The sequence below is a fragment of the Rapidithrix thailandica genome (assembly GCF_039710355.1).
Lineage (GTDB): Bacteria > Bacteroidota > Bacteroidia > Cytophagales > Flammeovirgaceae > Rapidithrix > Rapidithrix thailandica.
The window spans coordinates 212,539-234,028 of the sequence record NZ_JBDKWZ010000007.1; the positions used below are offsets into that span (position 1 = coordinate 212,539).

The window sequence follows — 21,490 nt, forward strand, 5'->3', positions numbered from 1 at the left end:
AACATAGAATCAAAACCGGCTCATCAAGGCACTTTTTGAAGAGAATAGCCAGAGCTATTGTTGAAAAAAGTAACACAGAGGAAGCGCGTTTGAAACATTTTTTAGCAAAAAGAAAAAGTTTAATTCACTTCAGTATGATCGACTATATTATTTTATCTTTTCTTTGCGTCATTTACTTTGGACTCCATAGCCTGCTGGCTAGCCATAAAGTAAAATCTTGGGTACCTCTCCCCTCCCCTTACTACCGCCTGGCTTATTCCCTGATCGCAATCATCACTTTAGCTCCCATCGCACTTTACCTTGTGTCGGTACCAACCATACAGCTTTGGTCAAGTCATACGCTCAACCGTTTCTTTGGGTTAATGCTTGCCACCTATGGAATTATTCTCATCCAACGGACTTTCCGGTATTATTCCTTCAAAGAGTTTATGGGGTTCAAATCAGAGCTTGTCGACAAACATTTGATCACAGAAGGTGTTTTTCAATATGTGAGGCACCCCTTGTATACAGCTACTTTTTTATTAAGCTGGGGGTATGTGTTGTACTCTCCTACTTTGGCAAGCTTGGTTTCTATGATTTGGATCAACCTCTATTTACTCATAGGTACAAAACTGGAAGAGAAAAAACTGATAGAAGAGTTTGGAAACGAATACAAAGAATATCAAAAAAACGTACCGGCATTTTTTCCCCGCAAATTTCCTTTCAAAGGTTGATCAGCGATGGCCCGTTTTTTTCGAGTAATGCCTCACCCGGTTACAAAAACAAAGCTCCCAACCTCTTTTTTACAGATCGTTGGGAGTATCGACCACTTGAGGTAAAAATCATTGCTTATTACTGATTCACTTTTTGTATCAAAAAAGAAGCGACCACTTCCAGGCCCGTTTTAAAATCATTGTTATTACAGATCACCAAATCCGCTTCATTTCTATGGATTTCGATGTATTTCTGGTAGGAAGGCATCACATGTTTTTCATACCGGTACAGCACATCGTGTAGGTCATACCCCCGCTCAAGGTTATCCCGGATAATTCTTCTTTTGATTTTGATATGATCCTGAGCCTGTACAAACAATTTCAAATCAATCTGACGGGCAACTTCCGGATAGTGAAAGACAAACAAACCTTCCAAAATCACAATAGGCCGGGGTTCAAATCTCAAAAGGTCAGGCTGTTTCTGTTCATTATTAAACGTATACTCCAAGCGCTCAAACCCTTTTCCCTGTTTTAATTTCAAAATATCATGAGCAAGACTTACCTCATCAATCGACTCGGGTAGGTCAAAATTGACAATGCCGTTTTCATCCACCGGTTGCTCTCTTAGCGGTTTATAATAGTTGTCTTGGGAAATCTCACAAATATTTTCTTTTCCTACCTTCTTAATCAACTCTTGAAGAAAGAATGTTTTTCCGGAGCCGCTGCCTCCGGTAATGCCTACTATGAATGGTGTCATGTTTATTGATCTTTTTCTAGTTATTCATCTCCATCTTTTACTGCATTTTCCCTACGGAAAAAATTAGGTAGTGTATGGTATATGTATTAATTTGTTTATGACCATAAACCATTATTCAACTACAAAAGTAAAGATTTATGCACTAGCATGTATTTCCGGATCAACTAATCAATAGTTTTTCTATATAAAAAAGTAAGAATACAGAATTATTGATTGGTTTGCTTGTCAGCTTCAAAATTAGAGCTTGTCAGGCAAAAGTGGAAGAAATAAAAAAACCGGAGAGATTGAATTTCCCGGTTTGTATTTATTTATAAATCTTTTCACCTTTGCGGTTTAGCATTAATCCAACGGCATGACGAATTATACAGCCCTGAAAGAATTTCTTTCTAACCCAAAGAAAATCATTATTTTACCTCACCGAAAACCTGATGCGGACGCTTTGGGTTCTTGTTTGGCTTTATCTGCTTACTTAAGAAAAGCCGGACATACCACCACGGTCATTTCGCCCACCGACTATCCAAAGTTTTTATTTTGGATGCCTGGACAAAAGGAGGTACTGATCTATGAAAATGGCAAGCAAAACAAAGCCAAAAAACTAATTGAAGAAGCGGACTTGGCCTTTTGCCTGGACTTTAATGAGCTCAGTCGCATAGAGCAATTGGGTGAATTAGTGGCCAAAGCCAAGCTCAAAAAGGCTGTAATAGATCATCACCAAGGCAATATTGATTTTGCCGATTATTATTTGCACGACCCCAAAGCCGCTGCAACGGCCGAATTAGTCTATGACTTTATTCAGTTGGACGGAGGAAGCCAACATTTAGACAAAAAAATTGCCGAATGTATCTATGCTGGCATTATGACGGACACCGGTTCTTTCAAATTCCCCAGCACTTCCAGTAAAATTCATCGTATCATAGCCGACTTAATGGATTTGGGCATCAACGCCTCCCGCATTCATCGCCTTGTTTATGATACCAGTACTGAAAACCGCCTCCGTTTCTTAGGATACGCCCTGCACCAAAACCTCACTTTTCTCCCTGAGTTTAAAACCGGGTATTTTGCCCTTTCCAAAAAAGAATTAAAAGAATACAAAACCGAAACCGGTGACACCGAAGGTCTGGTAAACTATGCACTCTCAGTGAAAGGCATCCGCTTAGCGGCCTTGTTTTCCGAAAAAGAAGGGTTTACCAAAATTTCATTTCGCTCCGTGGGAGATTTTTCAGTAGCCAAATTAGCCGCAGAGCATTTTAACGGAGGGGGGCATGTCAATGCTGCCGGAGGTATTTATTACAAATCCCTGCAAGAAACGGTAGATACATTTGTCAAAATCCTGGAGCAATACAAAGAGGAATTGCATAAAAGTTCCGAATAATTCATGGGCATTCCAACGGAAAATAGGTTTTGAGGTTCTTTATTAATTAGAAAAGAAATTCTGATAACATGTTGTACTTGAATGTAAAACCAGAATACGGTTGAATTCAAATCTTAAAATAGCAACCTTAATTTCAATATCCTCAGTTTTACCATTTATATTCGAATTAGTACTATTATTACCGTCTAAAAAACCGGTTGAACTGTTGATACTGAGAAGGCTACTCTTGTAAGGACAAGCATTCAACGTATTCTCAATTGCCAACATGTTCTAAAACCTAATTTCCTTAAAAAAATAAGAAAGTAAGATATGAAATTAAGTAATCTACAAATTGTATTGGGGATCTTGTTCCTCTCTTTAAGTTTAAGCTCCTGCTCTTTGTTTGATAATGAGAATCCGTATGATGAGCAAATGAAAAAAGACCGGAAGATCATTGATCAATATATTACAGACAATGATATCAGTGCCACCCGGACTAATTCCGGCCTCTATTACTACAATTTGAACAAAGGCTATGGTACCAAACCCGCTTCCGGAAGTATCATGGAGATCAAGGGCGAGCTCTATAAATTAGATGGCACCTTACTGGACGATAGTTTACACCGCGTCTTCCTGGCCGATTACGGCACGCTTACTTATGGTATCACCGAAGGTTCATTGCTCTTAAATGAAGGAGGTTCGGTAAATTTGATTATCCCTTCAGGCTTGGCCTTTGGTGAAAATTCAGGAAAATACAATGATGTGAGTGTAGAAAAGAACACGATCCTTAGGGCTCAAATCGCTCTGCAAGATGTTCGTGACAAAGAAGGGCAGAAGTACTATGAAACAGCAAAAATTGAGAACTACTTGCAGGTAAATGAGTACATGGAGTATGAGGTACTGGACTCTGGTGTGTATAAAGTCGTCTTAGAAGAAGGTACAGGCGAAGCTATTGGAGAGGATATCTTCCGCTTGAAAGCCAATTATAAAGGGACCTTCCTGGACGGAGAGGAATTTGATAAAGGCCAAAATGCCGATTTCAGAATGCAAGAAGTAATCACCGGATGGAAAATTGCGCTAAGTAGTATGAAAAAAGGAGAAAGAGCCTTAATTTTGGTTCCCTCTCATGTAGCCTACGGTTTTAAAGGCAATGGAGAGATACTACCCTATTCTACTTTGGTATTTGAAATAGAGCTGTTAGAGACTTATTAGTAAAGAATATGAATGTAAAGTTTTTGTCAATCCTGGCCCTCCTTTTCTCGGTTTTGTGCTTTAGTGCATGCGATGAAGATGACGAATTTAATTTTGAAGAACAAAGCCAACGAGATGATTTTATCATTCGCGAGTACCTCAATGAAAATAATATTCAAGCGAGCAAAAGTGAGTTAGGAGTTTATATGGAAGTCCTTCAAGGACCTGGAGGGGCCGCCCCGGAGGCAACAGACCTTGTGAAGGTGCATTATGCGGGTAAGGTGCTGAACGGCCACCAATTTGATAACTCTTACTACCGAGAGGAGCCTTTTGAGTTTCAAGCAGGTAGTGGTCTGATCGTTAGCAAATACAACGATGACGATGAGCCACAATTTAGTGGCTCGGTAATTCCCGGGTGGATTGAAGCCATACGATTGATGAAACAAGGAGAGAAAGCCCGTTTCTACATACCTTCTGGCTTGGGATATGGCCAACAAGGCCAAACCACCCAACAAGGTGTGAGGGTCATTCCTTCCAATGCCGTTTTAGTGTTTGAAATAGAATTACTCAGTATTAAGAGTTTATAGACCTGTTCAAAAGATTTTAAAAGGGTTAAGTATCGAGGAAGCCTTCCTGCTACTTAACCCTTTATTTTATCTATCGTTTTCAAATAATTCATTCACAGATGAAAAAAATCTGCTTTGCTACCAATAACCCCAACAAACTACGAGAAATTCGCCAAGCCCTGGAAGGGCATTTTAACGTAGTAGGGATGCAAGAGATAGGGTGTACCGAAGACATACCGGAGCCTTACGATACTTTGGAAGAAAACTCAAATGCAAAGGCGGTTCATATTTGGGAAAAATTTCAAATTGACTGTTTTGGCGATGACACCGGTCTGGAAGTAGAAGCCTTGAACAACGCCCCCGGTGTACTGTCAGCGCGCTATGCAGGTGAACAAAAAGACAATAATGCCAATATCCGGCTGCTTCTGAAAAATTTAGCCGGGAAACCCCACCGGAAAGCCCGTTTTCGCACCGTCATCACCTTGTACTTACAAGGTAAAAGCCATCAGTTTGAAGGCATCGTCAACGGACATATTACTGAGGAACTTCGAGGAGAAGAAGGCTTTGGCTATGATCCCGTTTTTGTACCGGAAGGGCATACCCACACCTTTGCGGAAATGAGCCTGGAAGAAAAAAATAAAATCAGCCATCGCGGAAAAGCCGTGCAACAGCTGATTTCATTTTTGAAAAATGTTTAATCGCAGCAAATAATATTTTTGAGAAAAGAGAGGGAGCTTAAGCCTTCTCTTTTTCTTTTGTACTACTAGAACTCACATAGTGCAGTTTTAGCAGATCGTGTTGCTCTACAGCCATCTCGATAGAAGCACTCCTCGTATAGTCAAACTTCACTTTGTACACATCCGAATACAGTTTTTTTACAATGGTACCTACCTGTCCTTTGTGTAGATCTCTGGCAGGAATATCCTTTAACAATACTACCCTTTGATTCGATAAAATAGGTTGTTGTTTCATTGCCCATAAACTTGATTAAGTAAAAAAAAGATGATGACTCGTTGACAGCTAAAAAGTAGTAGTTTCATACACAAAGTTGTGAGCCTTGTGATTGAAAGATTTAAGTAGTAGTTTTTTTCTAAGAATCGCTTTATTGCGTCCGTCAACTATAAAATTAGGAGCTTATTATGCAAAATTAAATGATTATTTTATTAAGATAAAAGTGATTTTCATCATAAATTTACAGCTTATATAAAGGTACCTAATTGCTAGTAAATTTACCACCATCAAGTACACTTTGTTATTAACATTTTCAGTATCAATCAAAATTATTTTTTCCTTTTTAGGCTCTTTGTACAAAATCTATTTACTATGAAATTCATCCCCTTCCTTTTTTACTTAATTATCTTGTTTTCGACCGGGTGTAAAAAACCAAGTACCCACAAAGCACAGTACCTTCAGGGAATTGAGGGACAAGTCATTTGGAAAGAGGGAAATTTTATGCCGGGTCCGGCACCCAGACCGGGTGAACCAAGCAAAAAACAGAAGACTCAGGGGGTAGAACGGGAAATTCTGATATATGCACTCACTCAGTTAAAACAGACTCAAAGAAAGGGAGCATTTTTTACTCAGGTATCTACCGAGCTTATCAAAACGGTTAAGAGCGATACGGAAGGAAGGTTCCGGGTCGGTTTGCCAGCCGGGCAATACTCTGTATTCGTAAAGGAGGAGCAAGGACTGTATGCCAACTTCTTTGATGGAAAAGGGCATATTCACCCTATAGAAGTAAAAGAAGGAGAATATACCACAATCCAAATTACAATAGACTACAAGGCGGCCTATTGAGGGGTCAATTGGTTTTCGCCTCTTTGTTTATTTCTGATCAAACAATCGATATATGTTTTCATATATTTCGGTAAATCAGGCTGCCGCTGGCTACTTACCAAATTGCCTTCTACTACTACGGCATCATCTTGCCAGTTGGCTCCGGCATTTTCCATATCTTCTTTAATAGACAAGGCGCTGGTAACGGTACGACCATTTAAAATCTTGGCCGATATCAGAACCGAACCTCCATGAGAAAAGTGGCCGATAGTTTTGTTTAACGCATCCATATCGTGAACAAATTTAATCACATGGCCAAACCTGCGAAGCTTATCCACGGCCCACCCACCTGGGATCAACACACCATTGTACTCATGGGGATCCACTTCTTCAAACGCAAAGTCGGTCAGTGCCGGCACTCCATGTTTACCATAATACGCCTTGCCTGCTTCCTCCCCTGCCAGGTAAACAAAAGCTCCTTCTTCTCGCAGCCTCAACACCGGATACCATAAACTGAGATCATCAAATTCATTGTGTACAAATGTAAGAATACGGGTTCCTTCCAGTCTGCTCATAAGTTCAATTTTTCTTTAATGTTCAGATTTAACTTTGAAAAATACAACAGTTCCCACAAATATTTTCGGGGATTTGCCGGAACTCTACTGAGAATCAGACGGATTAAAATCTTTGGAAAGGTACTTCCCGGATAGGACCTGAGGAGGAGGATGTAAAAAAGCTCCACAAAATGCAGAGCTTTTTCATTACTAAACCAAATAATCCTTTTAATTGACAGGGGTATTATTATCCCTTGTCACTACTAATAACCAAAATCTTACATAATTGATTTACTTTTTTTTATTTTTTTAAATATTTTTTAGCATTTCTCTTTTTTTAAGCATTTTTTAGGACTTTTACAAGATAAAATAGTCTCATTCCCTTAGTATTACTCCGTGATATCGTATTCCCTTTTGCTTTTTGATTCGCTTTTATACGTTTTTCCACTGAAATTTCTATAGCTTTGGTTAAAGGCAGTGCCAGCCCCATTCACCTAAAATTCCATAATCAAAGCGCTATTTTGGAGAATTCATTTAGAAATAGCACCTGGTTTCATAGCTCAAAAAAGTCGACAAATAACCGGATATTACATAAAAGCAATTTTACCCAAAGTATCATTAAGAACTTTAAATACCTATTAATAAGTATAAATCAACTTTCTAAAATAGATAATTATTCCTATCTTGAAACAAAGGTAGTATTAGTATACAACTTAAATTGATTACTCATTTTACCCGGTATCATTTACCTTTTATTAGTTACACTAGCAAAAAGGCACTCCTACAATCAATACAAATCCCCTTTAATGTAAGTCACAATGCATCAGCCCTTGTAAGGAAAGGGCAAATGACAGACACTTAAAATACTACGGCAAAATATTTACTAAACAAGACTATTCCCATTACTCATGGATCATTTCGACAATTTACCTCTCTCGGAAAAGGCAAATTTGCTATTCTCATTTGCCGATTACCTTACCAGTGAAACTTCTCACGGTATATGTTCCAGTTATTACTTGATGGATGGGGATTTGATAGAGGTGAAATACAAAACCTCTGATAACTGCATTCTTCGGATCTCAAGAATTGAAAACCTTGACACACTCTATAAAATATTTCAGGATGTGGATATCAATGGTCTTCACTAGGCAAATAGCTTCACCCTCTCTTCTTTCATCCGGGGCATTGTAATAGATGCCCCCTTTTCTTTTCAAATGCCAATCACCTGGAATTGTTAACAATAACAGTTTATTTTTTAGAAAAATCCTACTGAACTTTCCTCCGGCACCATTAGTTTTGCAAGTAAAAGGAAACCCATCAAACAGAAGAGAGAAATTATGTTTACAGCAATAATAGGAATCAGCTTTATCGCCTTGTTTTTCATCCTGATGAGCGTGCGGTTAATATTCTTAAAAAAGGGGGAATTCAAAGGTACTTGTGCCTCACAAAGTCCTTTTTTAAATAAAGAAGGGGCAACTTGTGGCATGTGTGGCAGGACTCCGGACCAGTGTGAAAACAAATAACCTTCCTCACTTTTTTCAGAATGTTCTCTACTTTTTCCCGAAACAGGTAAAGTGCACTATACTCCATTTTCGATGAAATCAAAAATCACCTTATTTTTAAAAGGCGCAGCTATGGGTGCCGCAGATGTAGTACCAGGCGTTTCCGGCGGTACCATTGCATTTATTACGGGTATTTACGAAAGGCTGATTCGCGCGATCAAATCGGTAGACTTCACTACCTTACAGCTTTTATTGAAATTCCGTTGGAAAGAATTTTGGCAACATATTGACGGTACTTTTTTGGTCACACTTTTTGCCGGCATACTTACATCTGTGGCCTTATTGTCCAGGATCATCCTTTATTTGCTCAACAATTATTCGGAGCTCTTGTGGTCTTTTTTCTTCGGATTGATCATCGCTTCGGCTTTATTGATCGCTAAGAAAATCAATAAATGGAGCCTCCCGGCCGTTATTTCCTTCTTCATAGGCGCCTCGATCGCTTACTACATAACGGTGGCGACCCCCGGTCAAACGCCTGAAGAGATATGGTTCATCTTTCTCTCCGGAGCAATCGCGATTTGCGCCATGATATTACCGGGGATTTCAGGTAGCTTTATCTTATTGCTTTTGGGCAAATACGAATTCATCATGCAAGCAGTAAAGCAATTTAATATATGGGTCATTGCCGTGTTTGCCACAGGTTGCGCATTTGGGTTATTATCCTTTTCCCATATCTTGAATTTCCTCCTCAAAAAATACCATGATTTAACTGTAGCCCTACTCACAGGATTTATGGTAGGCTCTTTAAACAAGGTCTGGCCTTGGAAGCAAACTGTCGAAACATTTATAGACAGGCACGGTGTGGAAAAACCATTGGTACAAATTAACATAAGCCCCTTAAACTACGAAACCATCACTGGCCATCCGGCTTATTTGCAATGGGCTGTACTATTGGCCATCGGGGGCTTTGCCTTGGTTTATTTGATAGAGAAATTTTCCGGACATAATACGGAACCTCAAGGAGCATAGTAAAAATACCCTCGCATAGTCAACAGTTCTTCAAGGCTTTGACAATGGTGAAAAATATTATGTACAGCTACCTCAGGTAAGGCTTTGATTTCTTGAAAGGAAAGAAAGGCAACTTTTTGAATAATTTGCTCATTTGCTTTCATTTCAGGATCAATGCCCTGCTTGAGTTCCCCCCCGGTAATTTCTACAGAAAAAAATAATTCCACGGCATGTAAAGGCTTTTCCATAAACTCATTGACAAATAAAAAATCCTTTACTGCGATATTATAACCGGCTTCTTCCAAGAACTCCCTTTCCAACGCCCGTGCTGATGACTCGCCAAACTGCACTCCTCCCCCGGGAGGTGCCCAGAAATACCCTTCTTTGCCCGGGTACGCATGTTTCACCATTAACACCTGTGAACCTTGGGTACAAATTCCACAAACCCGGCTTCTCAATCTATGCCCGAAGGTAGTGATAATGGATTTTTCTTGTTGAGTCATGAATCTTTTAATATTCCACTAAAAAAGTGTAACAACACTCACAAAACAGGATGATGACACTTGAAAATATACTTAATTAAATAGTTTTTCGATTAGCTCGTCAAAGTCTTTTGCTTGCGAGTAATTTCTTCCGGCATAAACATTAGCCATTAACTTGATATAGTTTGGCTTTTGGTTAATTAAAATATACTCCAACAAAATATTTCCATACATTTGGTTCAGTACCTGACCGGGCTCAAAGGCTGCGGGAGTAGGTTTCAAATAATGTTTCTCCACCGTTTTCACGGCATTTTCCTGATCGTAAAGTTTCCGGTCAGAAACACTTAACCGGTACCCCAAGGAAGTGACTTTATCGCGCAACAAGTCGAATAAATGTTGAAATGCCATATGCTCCCAAGGCTCCTGATAGTAAATAGCCAAACCGTTAGAGTAAGGTGTGTTATAAATATTCACATGAGGATCTAAAGAGCTTGCTTGTTTTTTCTCCGCTTGATATGCCTGGTATATATGAGATAACAAAGGTTGGTGTTCCTGCCCTTGAAGCCATTTAAAATAAGCTCCCCGTTCAGAAATATTTCGATTAATAAGTTCCGAATGATAAGGCAAAGCAGCACTTTTTCCTTTATTTTTTCCGGAAAACAAACGCTTAAAGATTTGCTCAAAAAATGTCATATCCATGTTTTCTATTGACCAAAGATACACAAATTAAAAGGAAGTTTTGAGGAAGGAGAGGAGTTTGGCAAGGATTTAGATGATTAGATTATACCTATAATTTTTTGAACTATCTCTACTCTTTCTCAGACTGAATACTCTCAATAAAAAGACCCCGTTCCGAAACGAAACGAGGTCTACGCTTTAACAATTAAACCAAATAATCCTTAAAATATCCTGCTTAATATTTTTAGTGTTTACAGTATTATCACGTTTTTCTTATCCCACCCAAAGCACTTTCCTTGCCTTGGAATTATTTCAAAGTGTAAATTTACAAATTTACTTTAATTCTTACACAAATTTTTCCATTCAAATACAATGAGTGGTAAGACCTATAACATTAATAATCAACAAATAGTGCTCTATCTCCTCAAAAAACACGAAACAATTCCATGAAAAGAAACTTTTTTTATTACCCAAACACAATAAAGGCGCTTCTTGCGAATTAATACCGTTGTTTCTTAAGAGCGCTATGAGTATCATTCAAATTCACATAGTAAGCATATGCTTTAATTAAGTTCATGGCCATTTGATGCACTTCCACCTCTTCTTTGAGTGCCACATCATCTTCCATTAGCCACTCCACCTGTCCTTTATCCTTACTGGACAAATGACCCATTAGATAATTCTCAATGATTTCAAATCTTTCTTCTTTTTTAATATTTCTTAACATATTCCTATTATTTAGTTTTTTTAGATATGAATCCCTGTAGGATTAGTATTCACTCTCATTCGGAATGTAATCAGGTGATTTGAAATAACTTAAGAAGCATGACCCGGGGTTACATTCTATCCGTTAGCTTTGACTAATGAAAGAGAAAAGAGTGATTTTATCCGTCTTGATACCCATATAAAACCTGTTATTCGGAATTATTTTCACTCAAAAAATAACACCTCCGATCAAAGGACCTTTCATAAAAAAGGTTCCTGAATCCTATGTAATAATTTTAAAATTTATAAACTTAATCCTACTCTTCAACTTTTTATAAACCACCTCAAAAAAAGATTTCAACCTGCCTCCTGCTTTCTGATATACCTAAATAAAAAAGAGGCCGAATAGCCTCTCAATTCACAAACCCATTCTTATCATTTTAACTTTCAATACCCGCCAGCCAAGTCCGTCCTTTAGCCTCCGAGTCAAAATATTGAACGTTCACTATCCCTTCCAGACTTTCTTCAACCAACTCCATAATGTCAATGACATTTTCAGTTGATACCACCCAAGCGACATGCCTCAACCCGGCTTCACGCGCCTGAGAAAACCAGTTTTGCGTTAACCAATATTTAAACGAAGTATTAGAAAACTGGAATTGGGAAGCATCGATAAGTAATTTATCCAACTTCCGGTTTGTCAATGTACTTAACACATCATACGATACTTCTTGTAAATCAAACTCATCCGGAAATCCGTAAAAAGTGTGACTTAAAAAAAGGTGCTGGTAATCAAAAGTACATTTTGAAAAATTCCTTTCCCATAGCGTAAGTAGATTGTAACTGTTATTCATAAGGCAAATAATTATCTGGTGATCGTTTTGAAATACAAACTCCTTCCATCCACCTATAAAAGAAACGAAACAACCAGGGAACATTTCACTCTATGAACTGGAATCCTCGCAGATATCTTACACAGGTTTTTACCAAATCCATCCCATTCACTCTCAATCACATATATAAAAATGCTTCATCAGCCTAATTCACAAAAAATTGTTGGTAATAAACTCACCTTCTATAGATAAAAATTTTATATTTATTTAAATTATGATAACATATTGATTATCAGTATAATTGTGTTTTTATTTATATTTATTGCGACAATATTTGCGACAAATAATATTTTAGAAATGCCTGATAATCAAAACTTACAAGACTTACAAGAGTATAAACCAGCTATATTAAAAGATGCCAATGGAGATGTGAAAAAGCGTTGGTATGTAGAGTTTTATGCATTAGATGCCACTACCCAAAAATTGAAGCGAAAACGGGTTTTCATTTCTACAAAGTATAAGACGAAAAAAGATAGATATGCATTTGGCAATAAACTAGTAAAACAGATCAATACTCTATTGATGAAGGGTGCTCACTTTAATGCATCTAAAGAAAGGAAACCAGATGCAGCATGGGAGCATCAAAACGTCGTTGAACTGTTAGAATATGCTTATCAAATCTTAACAAAAAATGCACGGTATTATAGTATAAAAACCTATAAGTCTAATAAAAACAATTTCATTAATTTCTTGGAAGAAAACGGCCTTGATAACCAAAAGCCTGAAAATATCCCTATTCAAAGTTATTTCCAGTTTTTTGATGAAATTGTGACCAAAAGAAACCTATCCAATTCGACTTACAATACCCGATTAAGGACGTTAAAAACTCTCTTTAATGTTCTTGTTCGCAGGAAAATACTGGAAGCAAACCCTTTGGCAGAAATCGAAAAACGCAAACATACTCCTAAAACGAACCAAGCCTTTACCGATGAACAAAGAGAGGCCCTGGAAACTTACTTAAAAGAAAAAGCTCCTAATCTTTACTATTTCACTCGTTTAATTTATTCAGGCTTTTTAAGACCTACAGAAATCACCCGATTGAAAGCCAAGCATGTAAAATTACAATTTAACCAAATAGTTGTGCATGCAGAGATGTCAAAGACCGCAAAACCTGGTGTAGTGATCATAAATAAGGGATTGAAAAATGTTTTTGAAGAAATGAAGATTGATAAAATCCCAGAAAACCACTATCTATTTAGTACAGGTTTAAAACCGGGGACAAAACGAATTTTTGCTAGTAATGTTTCTAATATACATGGAACGATATTAAAAGACCTCGGTTTGTTTGGTAAGAATTTGACTTTGTACTCCTGGAAACATACGGGTGTGGTTAATGCTTACCGTGCAGGTGTGGATATTAAAACCTTACAATCCCTACTCCGTCACCACTCTTTAGAAATGACAGATATCTATTTAAGAAGTTTGGGGCTTTTTCACAATAAAAATATTGAGGAAATCTCTTGGTAAGAAAACTGATAAAAACCAAAAACAGGCCTTCCGACCTGTTTTTGCATCATTTTAAAAATTTACTCTTCCCCTTCACGAAGGATTGCATCCACCTCTTCAAAGGGTTTGCCCTCACACAAAGCGGCAATGGCCCGTTTTAACTTTTTGCGATCGCCTTTAAAAAACTTTCCGTACCGGATCCTATTCGTTTTTTTCATTGTACTAGGAAAGTCTCCTCCCATCATTGGAGGGAGCCAGGTATGTATACAACGATTTCCTGAATAATCCCTTCCTCCGGAAAATAATATTTGATTCTTTTTTATATCGTTTTCATCTCCATAATAAGAAAAGTTGAAGGTTTTATCTTCCACCCCTCTTAAACTTGATAAACTTTGGTATTCACATTTTGCCCCCCCTGCCTTATCAATTATGAATACCTCAAAATTATACCCAAAATCAAAAAGAATAGACTTTCCATCTAAAGAATTGGGGACATAATTTGTAGACCTAATACCGGCTGTAGTTTGAAACCCATTTTTTCCCTCTGCTAAATAGGTCAACACCCCTGCTTTTTCATTGATAATTAATACAAAATAGCCTTTTGTGTATTTGGAATACCCTTTATAGAAAACCAGGTCTTTGGGCAGTTTTTGACTTTCGGCCTTTCCAAAAGCCCCCAATAACACCCAGAAGGTAAGACATAATAAAATCTTCTGTTTCATAAAATCAAATAAAACCAAAAACAGGCCTCCCGACCTGTTTTTGCATCATTTTAAAAATTTACTCTTCCCCTTCACGAAGGATTGCATCCACCTCTTCAAAGGGTTTGCCCTCACACAAAGCGGCAATGGCCCGTTTTAACTTTTTGCGATCGCCTTTAAAAAACTTCCCATACCGGATCCTATTCGTTTTCTTTAAATAACTTGGAAAATTCCCACCCATCATTGGAGGGAGCCAAGTATGCAAACACAAGTTTCCCGAATAATCATCTCCTCCTATAAAACTTAATTGATTTTTATTCAAGCGTTTTAACCCTCCAACAAAACGAAAATTATAAGTTTCATTCTCTACACCACTTATACTTGATAAAAGTTCTTGTTCACACAGGCTACCACCGTATTTTGAAAGAATAAATACCTCAAAATGATAGCCTAAATCAAACCTTGTATATCCATCAGGTGAAACGTCAGGAACATAATTTGTGGACCTAATACAGGCTGTAGTTTGAAATCCATGTTTCCCTTCAAACAAATAAGTCAACACCCCTGCTTTTTCATTGACGATCAATACAAAATACGCTTTTGTGTATTTGGAATACCCTTTATAGAAAACCAGGTCTTTGGGCAGTTTTTGACTTTCGGCCTTTCCAAAAGCCCCCAATAACACCCAGAAGGTAAGACATAATAAAATCTTCTGTTTCATAATGGCATCTTTATATATTTTCTAATAGAAGTAAGAATTTTTTACCAGAACCCTCTTTTCGCAATTCATCCCACTGCCATTTATACAAGCTCTTCCGTTCAAAATTGCTATTCGTCCCCGCATAGTCCATATAGTTCTCCTGGGTAAGGGACAGGCCAACTTCCTTACCCTTACTTTTCTCTTTTGGCACCTTCTTCTTTTCTACTTTCAGTTGTTCAAGCCTGTTTTGTTCCACCTCCAGTTCACTTTCCTTGGTTACCCATGCTGCCGCTTCCTTCGCCGGATCGGTATTCAGCCCCCCTATGGATACCAAGGCAATATTGTCTTCCTGGGTAATCAATTGTTGAATGTCTTGTATCCTCTGCCGGAAGGTCGAATAACCCCTGAAATCTTGCAAAGTGATGGGTGCTAGGCAACTGCGGTATCTCCCGCCCAATGTATTGTACCGGTGGTACTCTTCCAATGAGTAGTGAAGGGCCTGCATCGCCTGGTTCTTATCCTGATACGATTGAATATTATCTTTTAACAAGTCTATCTTTTTATCCAATTGTTTGATTTCTGCCTCAACTTCTTCCCGGGAACGTTGATCTTCTATTTTTCCATTGCCTAATGCCTGTCCATCAAAGGTATGGCTAAGCCCTAAACCGTGGGCAACCTCATGGACAATCTCATCTACACTGCCAAAACCGTTGGAAAACATAAAGGTGATACCATCCCCGTTTAGCGTAAAGCCGTTCACTTTGTCCGTAGGGTTCCCCCCGGCTTTGTAAGCTGCAAATAGATCGGGGCAGTAAAAGACATACACATATTTATACGGTTCGGCATCGTGCAAATCATCCTTAAGGGGAAATCCATGTAGGTCACTCACTCCCGCCTGAGTCATCTGGTTGAGCATTTTACGCTCCTCCTGTAAAAAAACATCGTACTTTCCATTGGTCCCGTTGTTAATCAAGGGATCGTTCCAGGCTTTTTTAAAGCTTTTGTTTGCCTGTGCGGCTTGGGCGGCCCGGAGTTCATCTGCCGTACCATGGGCCTGGGTATTGTACCCGGACAAACGGGTAAACTCATTGACAAAATCCACCATCGCCTGATATACATTGTTGTTCTTATAAGCTTGCTCTTTCCCCTTCCGGTCAATTGCCCGTTGTGGATTGAGAAAACGGGCCAATTCTCCCATCACAAATTTTATAAACTCTTTTCGTTGGGCATCAACGCTGGTCATAAACTTATTGCCTGAGGACTCTGTGGTATAGTACTTTTGTACATCGGCGCCCAAAAGGGTCAGTTGATGAGTCGTACTGGCTATTTCACTGTAAATAAAGGCCTGGTTCAAGGACTTCTTGTTGAGGTAGTCTTTCAATTGTGCTTCACGGATATCCGGAATCGAAGATGTAGGCACTTTGCTATGGCTTTTGGCAGCTCCAAAAGTGAGGTATACGGGCTGTACAATGGCGATATACCGCTGTTCATTGGGGTACAGCACCAACTTGCCTACTTCTTTATTACTAATCATGGCCGTGATATATACCTCTTTGGCAAAGGGTTTTAAACACTCCAGACGGATGGTCGGTAGCGATAACTTTATCCCGGCTTTTCTTCTCTGTTTTCGCTGTTTTTCGCTTTCGATCTTGAGTGTGACAGAAGTATCCGCACCCCCGTTAATCGTCACAATGGACGGGTCGGAACTGATGAGTTTTGCCGTGGCTTGTTTGCCGCATTTATCGTGAAAGCCCTGACCGGGTTCCAGGTTTACGACTATGTCCACAATGTTTTTGGTGTTCTGGTAATTGCCCTGAACATTGGGTGGCCAGATGGACAGATGCGGACAGAGGTAATCGTAGTTACTGCCAAAGTTTTTCTCCTGTCGCTGGATGCTTGTCAGCTTGGTGTATTCCAAAATATTCCCTTCCCCTACGTTGGCTTTCTCATAGCGGTCAAAACCAAAGGCCCCGTCATAGCCCTTGTCTGCTTTTCCATATTGTTCGTCTGCATGTTCCTGCGAGCGGTAAAAATCTACCACATAAGCGTCTTTGGGCAATCCCAGTGGAGGAACTTGTATAAAGTTTTTCGGATTACCGGATTCGGATACGATAAACATAGTCAAAAAGGTTTAATAGTGATTCATTAGGATTTGGGTGTGGCTTCTAACAATACCCGGGTCGTATTGCCGGTGACGGAGACGTTTTTTAACTGCCCGTCTTCCAAGGGCTTGCCGTCCCGTTTGAAGTCGTGTTTGCGGTTGTCCAGGTTGATGTCCAAGTTTTTTCCCGGCCCGTTTTCTGTCTGGATCACCAGGGTCACTTCGCCGTTATGGATTTCCTCAATTCTCTCCCCTTCCTCATTCTCGTAATACATATCCATAATGATCAATTCTTCCTCCGGTGTAATAGTGGTCACCGGGGTATCCTGGGCGCTCAGGTCGGTTTCCTTCCAGTAGTGTTCCAGGATTTTCACCCCTCCATCGTAGAGGATGGCCGGGGAGAGTTTGATTTGGGTCATCATCGGTTCCCCGTTCACTCCGTTGAAGTGGTTTTTGAAAAAGACGCAGTGCACATCGTAGAGTTCGAAGACCCGGCTTTTGCTGTCCTGGGTGACCGGGGAAACCACAATCTTTACTTTTTTCACCATATCCATGCCCACCGACCAGGCAAAAAAGCTTTGATCGGAAGTGGTTTCAAAAGTAATGTCAAAAATCGTCCCGTTAGGTTTGCCCATCGGTTTGCCGTGTTCGTCTACCGAGCGGGTAAACCGGAATTTGAAGTCAAGAATGTTAATTTCCTTGTCTTCCACGTAGAGTTTTGCAATCAAACTCATATCATTCAAGGGTTTAGCGGTTGAAAAAAATTAACTAAAAGTAGCTAGCTGTTTTGTTAGTAGACAGAAGTATAGAAAATACAATGCAATACGTAATTATACACACAAAAAAGCGCTTAACCTTGAGATGTTATTAGTTTTTTCAAAAAGGAATTACCTGAATAAAGGCAGCTATAACCCCACTTTTAAGCTTCGTAAAGTCGCTAATCGATACAAATTCTGTAAGTTATGCACAAAGTCCACCCGGGTATAACGGCCCGCAATATGGGTTGTAAAACTCTCTCCGGTTTGTGTCAGGCAAAAGCCCTGTTTGTGGTAGGTGTTGGCACCACACATTTCAAAGCCCATGGCCAAGAGCCAGTTGGGCTGTAAGAGGATCGGAAGGACCTTGTCGGCCGGTAGGCGGTTAATCAATTGTTGATCGTAGTCCAGGTGGCTTACTTCTTCCAGGCAGAAGCGTTTATCCGGTTGCACTGCGCGCATGTCCACGTAATTGCCCAATTGCAATTCAAGCATCATTATTTCAGGAGTTTTCGGATTTGATGGGCCAGGTTCCGGACTTTGGTCCGGTCGATGGCGGTCAAGGGGTCTTTGCGGTTAAAAACCAGGATCAGGGTGTAGATCAAATTGGGTTTGGCCCTGAGGTAGAGGTGGTACACCGCTTTGGCATCGGTGGATAGCAGGTCCAGTTTGGCTTGTCCGGCCGGCATTTTCTCTACATCGGGCAGGTACAGGTCTTTTTCTTCGCTTTGCATCATCTCCCGGAAGTAGCCCAGGGATTGGTCGTTGAGCCGTTGGTTTTGCCGTTGGGGTTTCAAGGGTTGTACGATCTCTCCGTTTTCGTACTTGCCGGTAATTTCCGTATGGATGGAAAGACGCAGGTTTTCGTCAATGTTGAGTTTGCCGTGGATCTTCAAAATAGCCACCCGCATGCAGTTAAATTCATTCTCCAGTTTGTTCATCAGCTCGTAGATTTCCGAGAGCCGGTTGATCAGCTCCAGCAAGGTATAGTCCACCAAAGCCTTGATGCCCAGACTCACTGCGTTGAGCAGGTTGGCAAAGGCCTTGCCCAGCACCACCCGTTGCTGCAAGAGGGTAAACACCAGGATGGCGGCCACCACCTGCAAGAGGCCAAACTCTTTGATCGCTTTGATCAGGTTGTGAAGATCTTCCGGCATAAATTCTATACATGGTTTTCGATGCGGTGACAAGCATTTTGTGCGGCCTGGAGGCCGGCCGCTCCCGTGCCGAAGCCCTGAACGATCCCGTCCCAAAAGTTGGCTTTTCCTTCGGTGTTCTGCCCGGTCGTTTGGATATTTTGTACCCCTTCGATCTGATCGGGGGCCAGGTTCCGGAGACGCACCCGGTCGCTGCCGTCCAGGTAAAAACAGCCCGGGGCAAACAGGTAGTAAAGCTGCAAACCGAACTGTTTCAACAGGGCCGGGTTGCCCGCTTCCAAAGGAAGGGCTTGATTTTTTTTAGCGTAGTACAAAGGCCGGTCGTAAACGGCCACCGAATACAAATGCCCCTCCAGGCTTTTGTTACCCGAACTCACCCCGGTAGCGGGCGAGCCGATGTACAAACGGTCGCCAAGCCCGTAGCCCGACATATCCGAAGGGTGCCAGGAAGACCCTGACACATGTAATTTGGTAAATCCGTTCAAACAACGGGCATTGCCCGGCCAGCCGGACAAGGGATAATTGTTGTAAAACAGACTGGTTACCGTATTGACCGTATCGTGCCGGAAGTTATTGCTCAAAATAATACTGCCCGATTGCAGACCGGTATTGGCATTACTCTGGTTGGAATACAAGGAAATATGGCCATTGGGTTCAAGGGAAAACAGCACTTCGTTTTGTGTTCCTACGCGAAGAATGATATTCCTTTCGGCGGGCAATGGTGTGGCCAAACGATAGGTGAACAAAACGGTATAGCCCGTAGGACTACTTTGTATGTTGGGATTGGCTTTTGGTATCAGGTCCAATACGCCTACGTCAACGTACTTGCCCAAACCCAATTCCATCCCGTGGGTTATAGCCGGCAACAAGCTTTTTTGTTCCAGCCAGGCCCCGTCTCCCATTGCGTCCGGAGTCGGGAGGTTCACAACCGTTCCGTCTTTGGCCGGGTCGGATACATCCCGCAACACATCGCCTTGAAGGTCGGAACAGAGGTATTCAAAACTCTTGCCCGGCACCTTATCGTAGCCCCCTTGCAACAGCGTTTCTATCTCGTTTTGCTCCAGCAAGGTATTGGCATAGAAAAACATCCGGTTCAGGTAGATAAACGGGTGACCGGTTGAAGGGATACAATAGCCCAGGCGAAGCCCTTTTTTATAATTTCCTCCACTGGCGTAGTCCCAGGTAAAGTTGTTTTTGACCAGGGTGGCATACTTGTTTTTCCCTTCGTGGAAAGCGTAGAGTTTGAGCTGTTGGGAAACCTGGTTGTAAGCAATACAAAAGGTAAACCAACTGTCGTGGTGCTCCTGGCCAATGGTGTCCAACACATCGTGGCTATCCCACTGGATCATAGCAGAGGTGCCTAAATAATTTAGGTAAACCCAATAGCCGGACTGGTTGCTGGAGTCCAGTAAATTGAAGGCCCCGGGCACGGAAAGCCACCGCCGGTAGTTGGCCTTTCTTCCCTTTCCCATCGCCCGGAATTTCATCCGGAAGAACAAGGTATAACTCCCGCCTTCAGCTTGGCCAATCGCCGGTGTGCTCCAGTCGGCACTTTGCAAGTACTTGTTCGGCGTATACAAATCCTCCGGAATCAAAGCCGCCATAGGCGTAGCGGTATGTTGCTTATAAAAATCCTTGCTCTGCCGGTTGGAGGAAGGGTTTACGGCCCCCACTTCTTGTTCGCTGTAGTTTTCCAAATACCCATGGGCCGCTGCAAGGGGCGCGGCTTTGGCGTAGTTAAACTGCTCGCAATGATCAAACACCCACAGGCGCTCTGCCGGGTCGTTGGCAAGGAGCAAACGCCGGACATAGTGCTGCTGTAAGGGCCAATAGCCGATACAGGACGAGCGTGCCGGCACCGGCACCAACCCCGCCCATTTGTGCAAGGCCTGGACCTCCGCTTGACTAAGTGCCTTGTCGTACAGGGAAATATGCGACTGCAAACCGTCAAAGCGGTTTTCCGTGTGGTTTACCCCGTCCCATTTGCCCAGTGTCAACGGCTCGTTGTTCAGAAAATTCTGGGTAGCACTCAAGGCCGGACAAAGCGTTTCATCCACTTTTTTACCATTCACATACAACGCAATCGTTTTGGTAGCCGCCTCATAGGTGGCCACATAATGAAAGGTGTCCTGAAAACGGAAGCCGTCCCAGCCGCAAGCGTAGTTGATTTGCCCGGGGGTGTTGAGTCCGAAGACAAACCGGCTGGCGTTGGCACTGATGGCCACCACCCAACCCTGGTAATCGTTACCACCCAGGTACCGGCGCTTTTGGATCAGTGTATCCCCATACCCCGGGCCGCTGTGTTTGCCCAACACCCGGGCAATGCCGGCCACCGAAAAGCTTTGCCCTTGGTGGAAAGCAAAGCGGTTGTCAGCCGGGTGAGGGATGATGATCCGGTGCCTTTGGGTAGGATCAAAACGAAGCTGGACCGCTGCGTCCGGCAGGGTCCTTTGAGTGGTTAAGGTCGCTTTCATG

At 41.2% G+C, this 21,490-nt stretch carries 24 protein-coding genes; 10 read left to right on the forward strand and 14 right to left on the reverse strand.

What is annotated here, in order from left to right; all coding sequences use genetic code 11:
• The first annotated feature begins 134 nt into the window (after positions 1-134).
• The gene (locus tag AAG747_RS13885; RefSeq protein ID WP_346821782.1) at positions 135-713 is read left to right on the forward strand and encodes a methyltransferase family protein; all 579 of its coding nucleotides are present in this window, start codon (positions 135-137) and stop codon (positions 711-713) included.
• Between the two features lie 118 nt (positions 714-831).
• Here AAG747_RS13885 and AAG747_RS13890 read toward each other — a convergent pair whose 3' ends face one another.
• Positions 832-1,473, reverse strand: a complete 642-nt coding sequence (locus tag AAG747_RS13890; RefSeq protein ID WP_346821959.1) for a uridine kinase family protein — start codon at positions 1,471-1,473, stop codon at positions 832-834.
• A 328-nt stretch (positions 1,474-1,801) separates the two neighbouring features.
• Here AAG747_RS13890 and AAG747_RS13895 point away from each other — a divergent pair, with 328 nt between their 5' ends.
• The 4 genes from AAG747_RS13895 (at position 1,802) to AAG747_RS13910 (ending at position 5,255) form a co-directional block, all read left to right on the forward strand.
• Complete coding sequence (locus AAG747_RS13895) at positions 1,802-2,821, forward strand: DHH family phosphoesterase (RefSeq protein ID WP_346821783.1); 1,020 nt, start codon at positions 1,802-1,804, stop codon at positions 2,819-2,821.
• A 309-nt stretch (positions 2,822-3,130) separates the two neighbouring features.
• Positions 3,131-4,012, forward strand: a complete 882-nt coding sequence (locus AAG747_RS13900) for an FKBP-type peptidyl-prolyl cis-trans isomerase (RefSeq protein ID WP_346821784.1) — start codon at positions 3,131-3,133, stop codon at positions 4,010-4,012.
• Between the two features lie 8 nt (positions 4,013-4,020).
• Positions 4,021-4,578 carry an FKBP-type peptidyl-prolyl cis-trans isomerase gene (locus AAG747_RS13905; protein WP_346821785.1) on the forward strand — a complete coding sequence of 186 codons (558 nt, stop codon included), beginning with the start codon at positions 4,021-4,023 and terminating at the stop codon, positions 4,576-4,578.
• 98 nt (positions 4,579-4,676) lie between these two features.
• Complete coding sequence (locus tag AAG747_RS13910) at positions 4,677-5,255, forward strand: non-canonical purine NTP diphosphatase (protein WP_346821786.1); 579 nt, start codon at positions 4,677-4,679, stop codon at positions 5,253-5,255.
• 37 nt (positions 5,256-5,292) lie between these two features.
• On the opposite strand, the gene AAG747_RS13915 is transcribed toward AAG747_RS13910, so the two are convergent.
• On the reverse strand, positions 5,293-5,529 hold the full coding sequence (locus AAG747_RS13915) for a DUF4926 domain-containing protein (protein ID WP_346821787.1): 237 nt from the start codon (positions 5,527-5,529) through the stop codon (positions 5,293-5,295).
• A gap of 351 nt (positions 5,530-5,880) precedes the next feature.
• Here AAG747_RS13915 and AAG747_RS13920 point away from each other — a divergent pair, with 351 nt between their 5' ends.
• Positions 5,881-6,354: a carboxypeptidase-like regulatory domain-containing protein gene (locus AAG747_RS13920; protein WP_346821788.1), complete on the forward strand. Its 474-nt coding sequence runs from the start codon at positions 5,881-5,883 to the stop codon at positions 6,352-6,354.
• On the opposite strand, the gene AAG747_RS13925 is transcribed toward AAG747_RS13920, so the two are convergent.
• Positions 6,348-6,908: a type 1 glutamine amidotransferase domain-containing protein gene (locus AAG747_RS13925; protein ID WP_346821789.1), complete on the reverse strand. Its 561-nt coding sequence runs from the start codon at positions 6,906-6,908 to the stop codon at positions 6,348-6,350. The two genes, AAG747_RS13920 and AAG747_RS13925, sit on opposite strands and share 7 nt — an antisense overlap.
• 887 nt (positions 6,909-7,795) lie before the next feature.
• Here AAG747_RS13925 and AAG747_RS13930 point away from each other — a divergent pair.
• From AAG747_RS13930 to AAG747_RS13940, 3 genes are all read left to right on the forward strand, one after another.
• Positions 7,796-8,035 (forward strand): hypothetical protein, encoded by a 240-nt coding sequence (locus AAG747_RS13930; RefSeq protein ID WP_346821790.1) that lies wholly within the window; start codon positions 7,796-7,798, stop codon positions 8,033-8,035.
• A gap of 189 nt (positions 8,036-8,224) precedes the next feature.
• Positions 8,225-8,410, forward strand: coding sequence for a hypothetical protein (locus tag AAG747_RS13935; RefSeq protein ID WP_346821791.1), 186 nt, complete (start codon positions 8,225-8,227; stop codon positions 8,408-8,410).
• Between the two features lie 72 nt (positions 8,411-8,482).
• Entirely contained in the window at positions 8,483-9,418 is a 936-nt protein-coding gene (locus AAG747_RS13940; protein ID WP_346821792.1) for a polyprenyl-phosphate transporter, read from the forward strand.
• Here AAG747_RS13940 and AAG747_RS13945 read toward each other — a convergent pair.
• From AAG747_RS13945 to AAG747_RS13960, 4 genes are all read right to left on the reverse strand, one after another.
• Positions 9,406-9,900, reverse strand: coding sequence for an NUDIX domain-containing protein (locus AAG747_RS13945; protein WP_346821793.1), 495 nt, complete (start codon positions 9,898-9,900; stop codon positions 9,406-9,408). The two genes, AAG747_RS13940 and AAG747_RS13945, sit on opposite strands and share 13 nt — an antisense overlap.
• A gap of 72 nt (positions 9,901-9,972) precedes the next feature.
• Positions 9,973-10,578, reverse strand: a complete 606-nt coding sequence (locus AAG747_RS13950) for a hypothetical protein (RefSeq protein WP_346821794.1) — start codon at positions 10,576-10,578, stop codon at positions 9,973-9,975.
• Positions 10,579-11,056: 478 nt separating this feature from the next.
• A complete protein-coding gene (locus AAG747_RS13955) occupies positions 11,057-11,284 on the reverse strand; it encodes a hypothetical protein (protein ID WP_346821795.1) in 228 nt (75 codons plus the stop codon).
• A gap of 418 nt (positions 11,285-11,702) precedes the next feature.
• Positions 11,703-12,116 (reverse strand): hypothetical protein, encoded by a 414-nt coding sequence (locus tag AAG747_RS13960; protein WP_346821796.1) that lies wholly within the window; start codon positions 12,114-12,116, stop codon positions 11,703-11,705.
• 264 nt (positions 12,117-12,380) lie between these two features.
• Between AAG747_RS13960 and AAG747_RS13965 the strand changes: the two genes are divergently transcribed.
• Positions 12,381-13,622, forward strand: coding sequence for a tyrosine-type recombinase/integrase (locus tag AAG747_RS13965; protein WP_346821797.1), 1,242 nt, complete (start codon positions 12,381-12,383; stop codon positions 13,620-13,622).
• Between the two features lie 59 nt (positions 13,623-13,681).
• Here AAG747_RS13965 and AAG747_RS13970 read toward each other — a convergent pair whose 3' ends face one another.
• The 7 genes from AAG747_RS13970 to AAG747_RS14000 all read right to left on the reverse strand — a co-directional run bounded on the left by AAG747_RS13970 (position 13,682) and on the right by AAG747_RS14000 (position 21,489).
• On the reverse strand, positions 13,682-14,323 hold the full coding sequence (locus AAG747_RS13970; RefSeq protein WP_346821798.1) for a hypothetical protein: 642 nt from the start codon (positions 14,321-14,323) through the stop codon (positions 13,682-13,684).
• A gap of 58 nt (positions 14,324-14,381) precedes the next feature.
• Complete coding sequence (locus tag AAG747_RS13975; protein WP_346821799.1) at positions 14,382-15,023, reverse strand: hypothetical protein; 642 nt, start codon at positions 15,021-15,023, stop codon at positions 14,382-14,384.
• Between the two features lie 10 nt (positions 15,024-15,033).
• Positions 15,034-17,121, reverse strand: coding sequence for a hypothetical protein (locus tag AAG747_RS13980; RefSeq protein WP_346821800.1), 2,088 nt, complete (start codon positions 17,119-17,121; stop codon positions 15,034-15,036).
• A 26-nt stretch (positions 17,122-17,147) separates the two neighbouring features.
• Positions 17,148-17,837 (reverse strand): type VI secretion system tube protein TssD, encoded by a 690-nt coding sequence (tssD, locus tag AAG747_RS13985; RefSeq protein WP_346821801.1) that lies wholly within the window; start codon positions 17,835-17,837, stop codon positions 17,148-17,150.
• A gap of 171 nt (positions 17,838-18,008) precedes the next feature.
• Complete coding sequence (locus AAG747_RS13990) at positions 18,009-18,356, reverse strand: hypothetical protein (protein WP_346821802.1); 348 nt, start codon at positions 18,354-18,356, stop codon at positions 18,009-18,011.
• Entirely contained in the window at positions 18,356-19,015 is a 660-nt protein-coding gene (locus AAG747_RS13995) for a hypothetical protein (RefSeq protein WP_346821803.1), read from the reverse strand. Before AAG747_RS13995 ends, AAG747_RS13990 begins: the two co-directional genes overlap by 1 nt.
• Positions 19,016-19,020: 5 nt before the next feature.
• A complete protein-coding gene (locus AAG747_RS14000; protein WP_346821804.1) occupies positions 19,021-21,489 on the reverse strand; it encodes a LamG-like jellyroll fold domain-containing protein in 2,469 nt (822 codons plus the stop codon).
• Position 21,490: the final 1 nt, after the last annotated feature.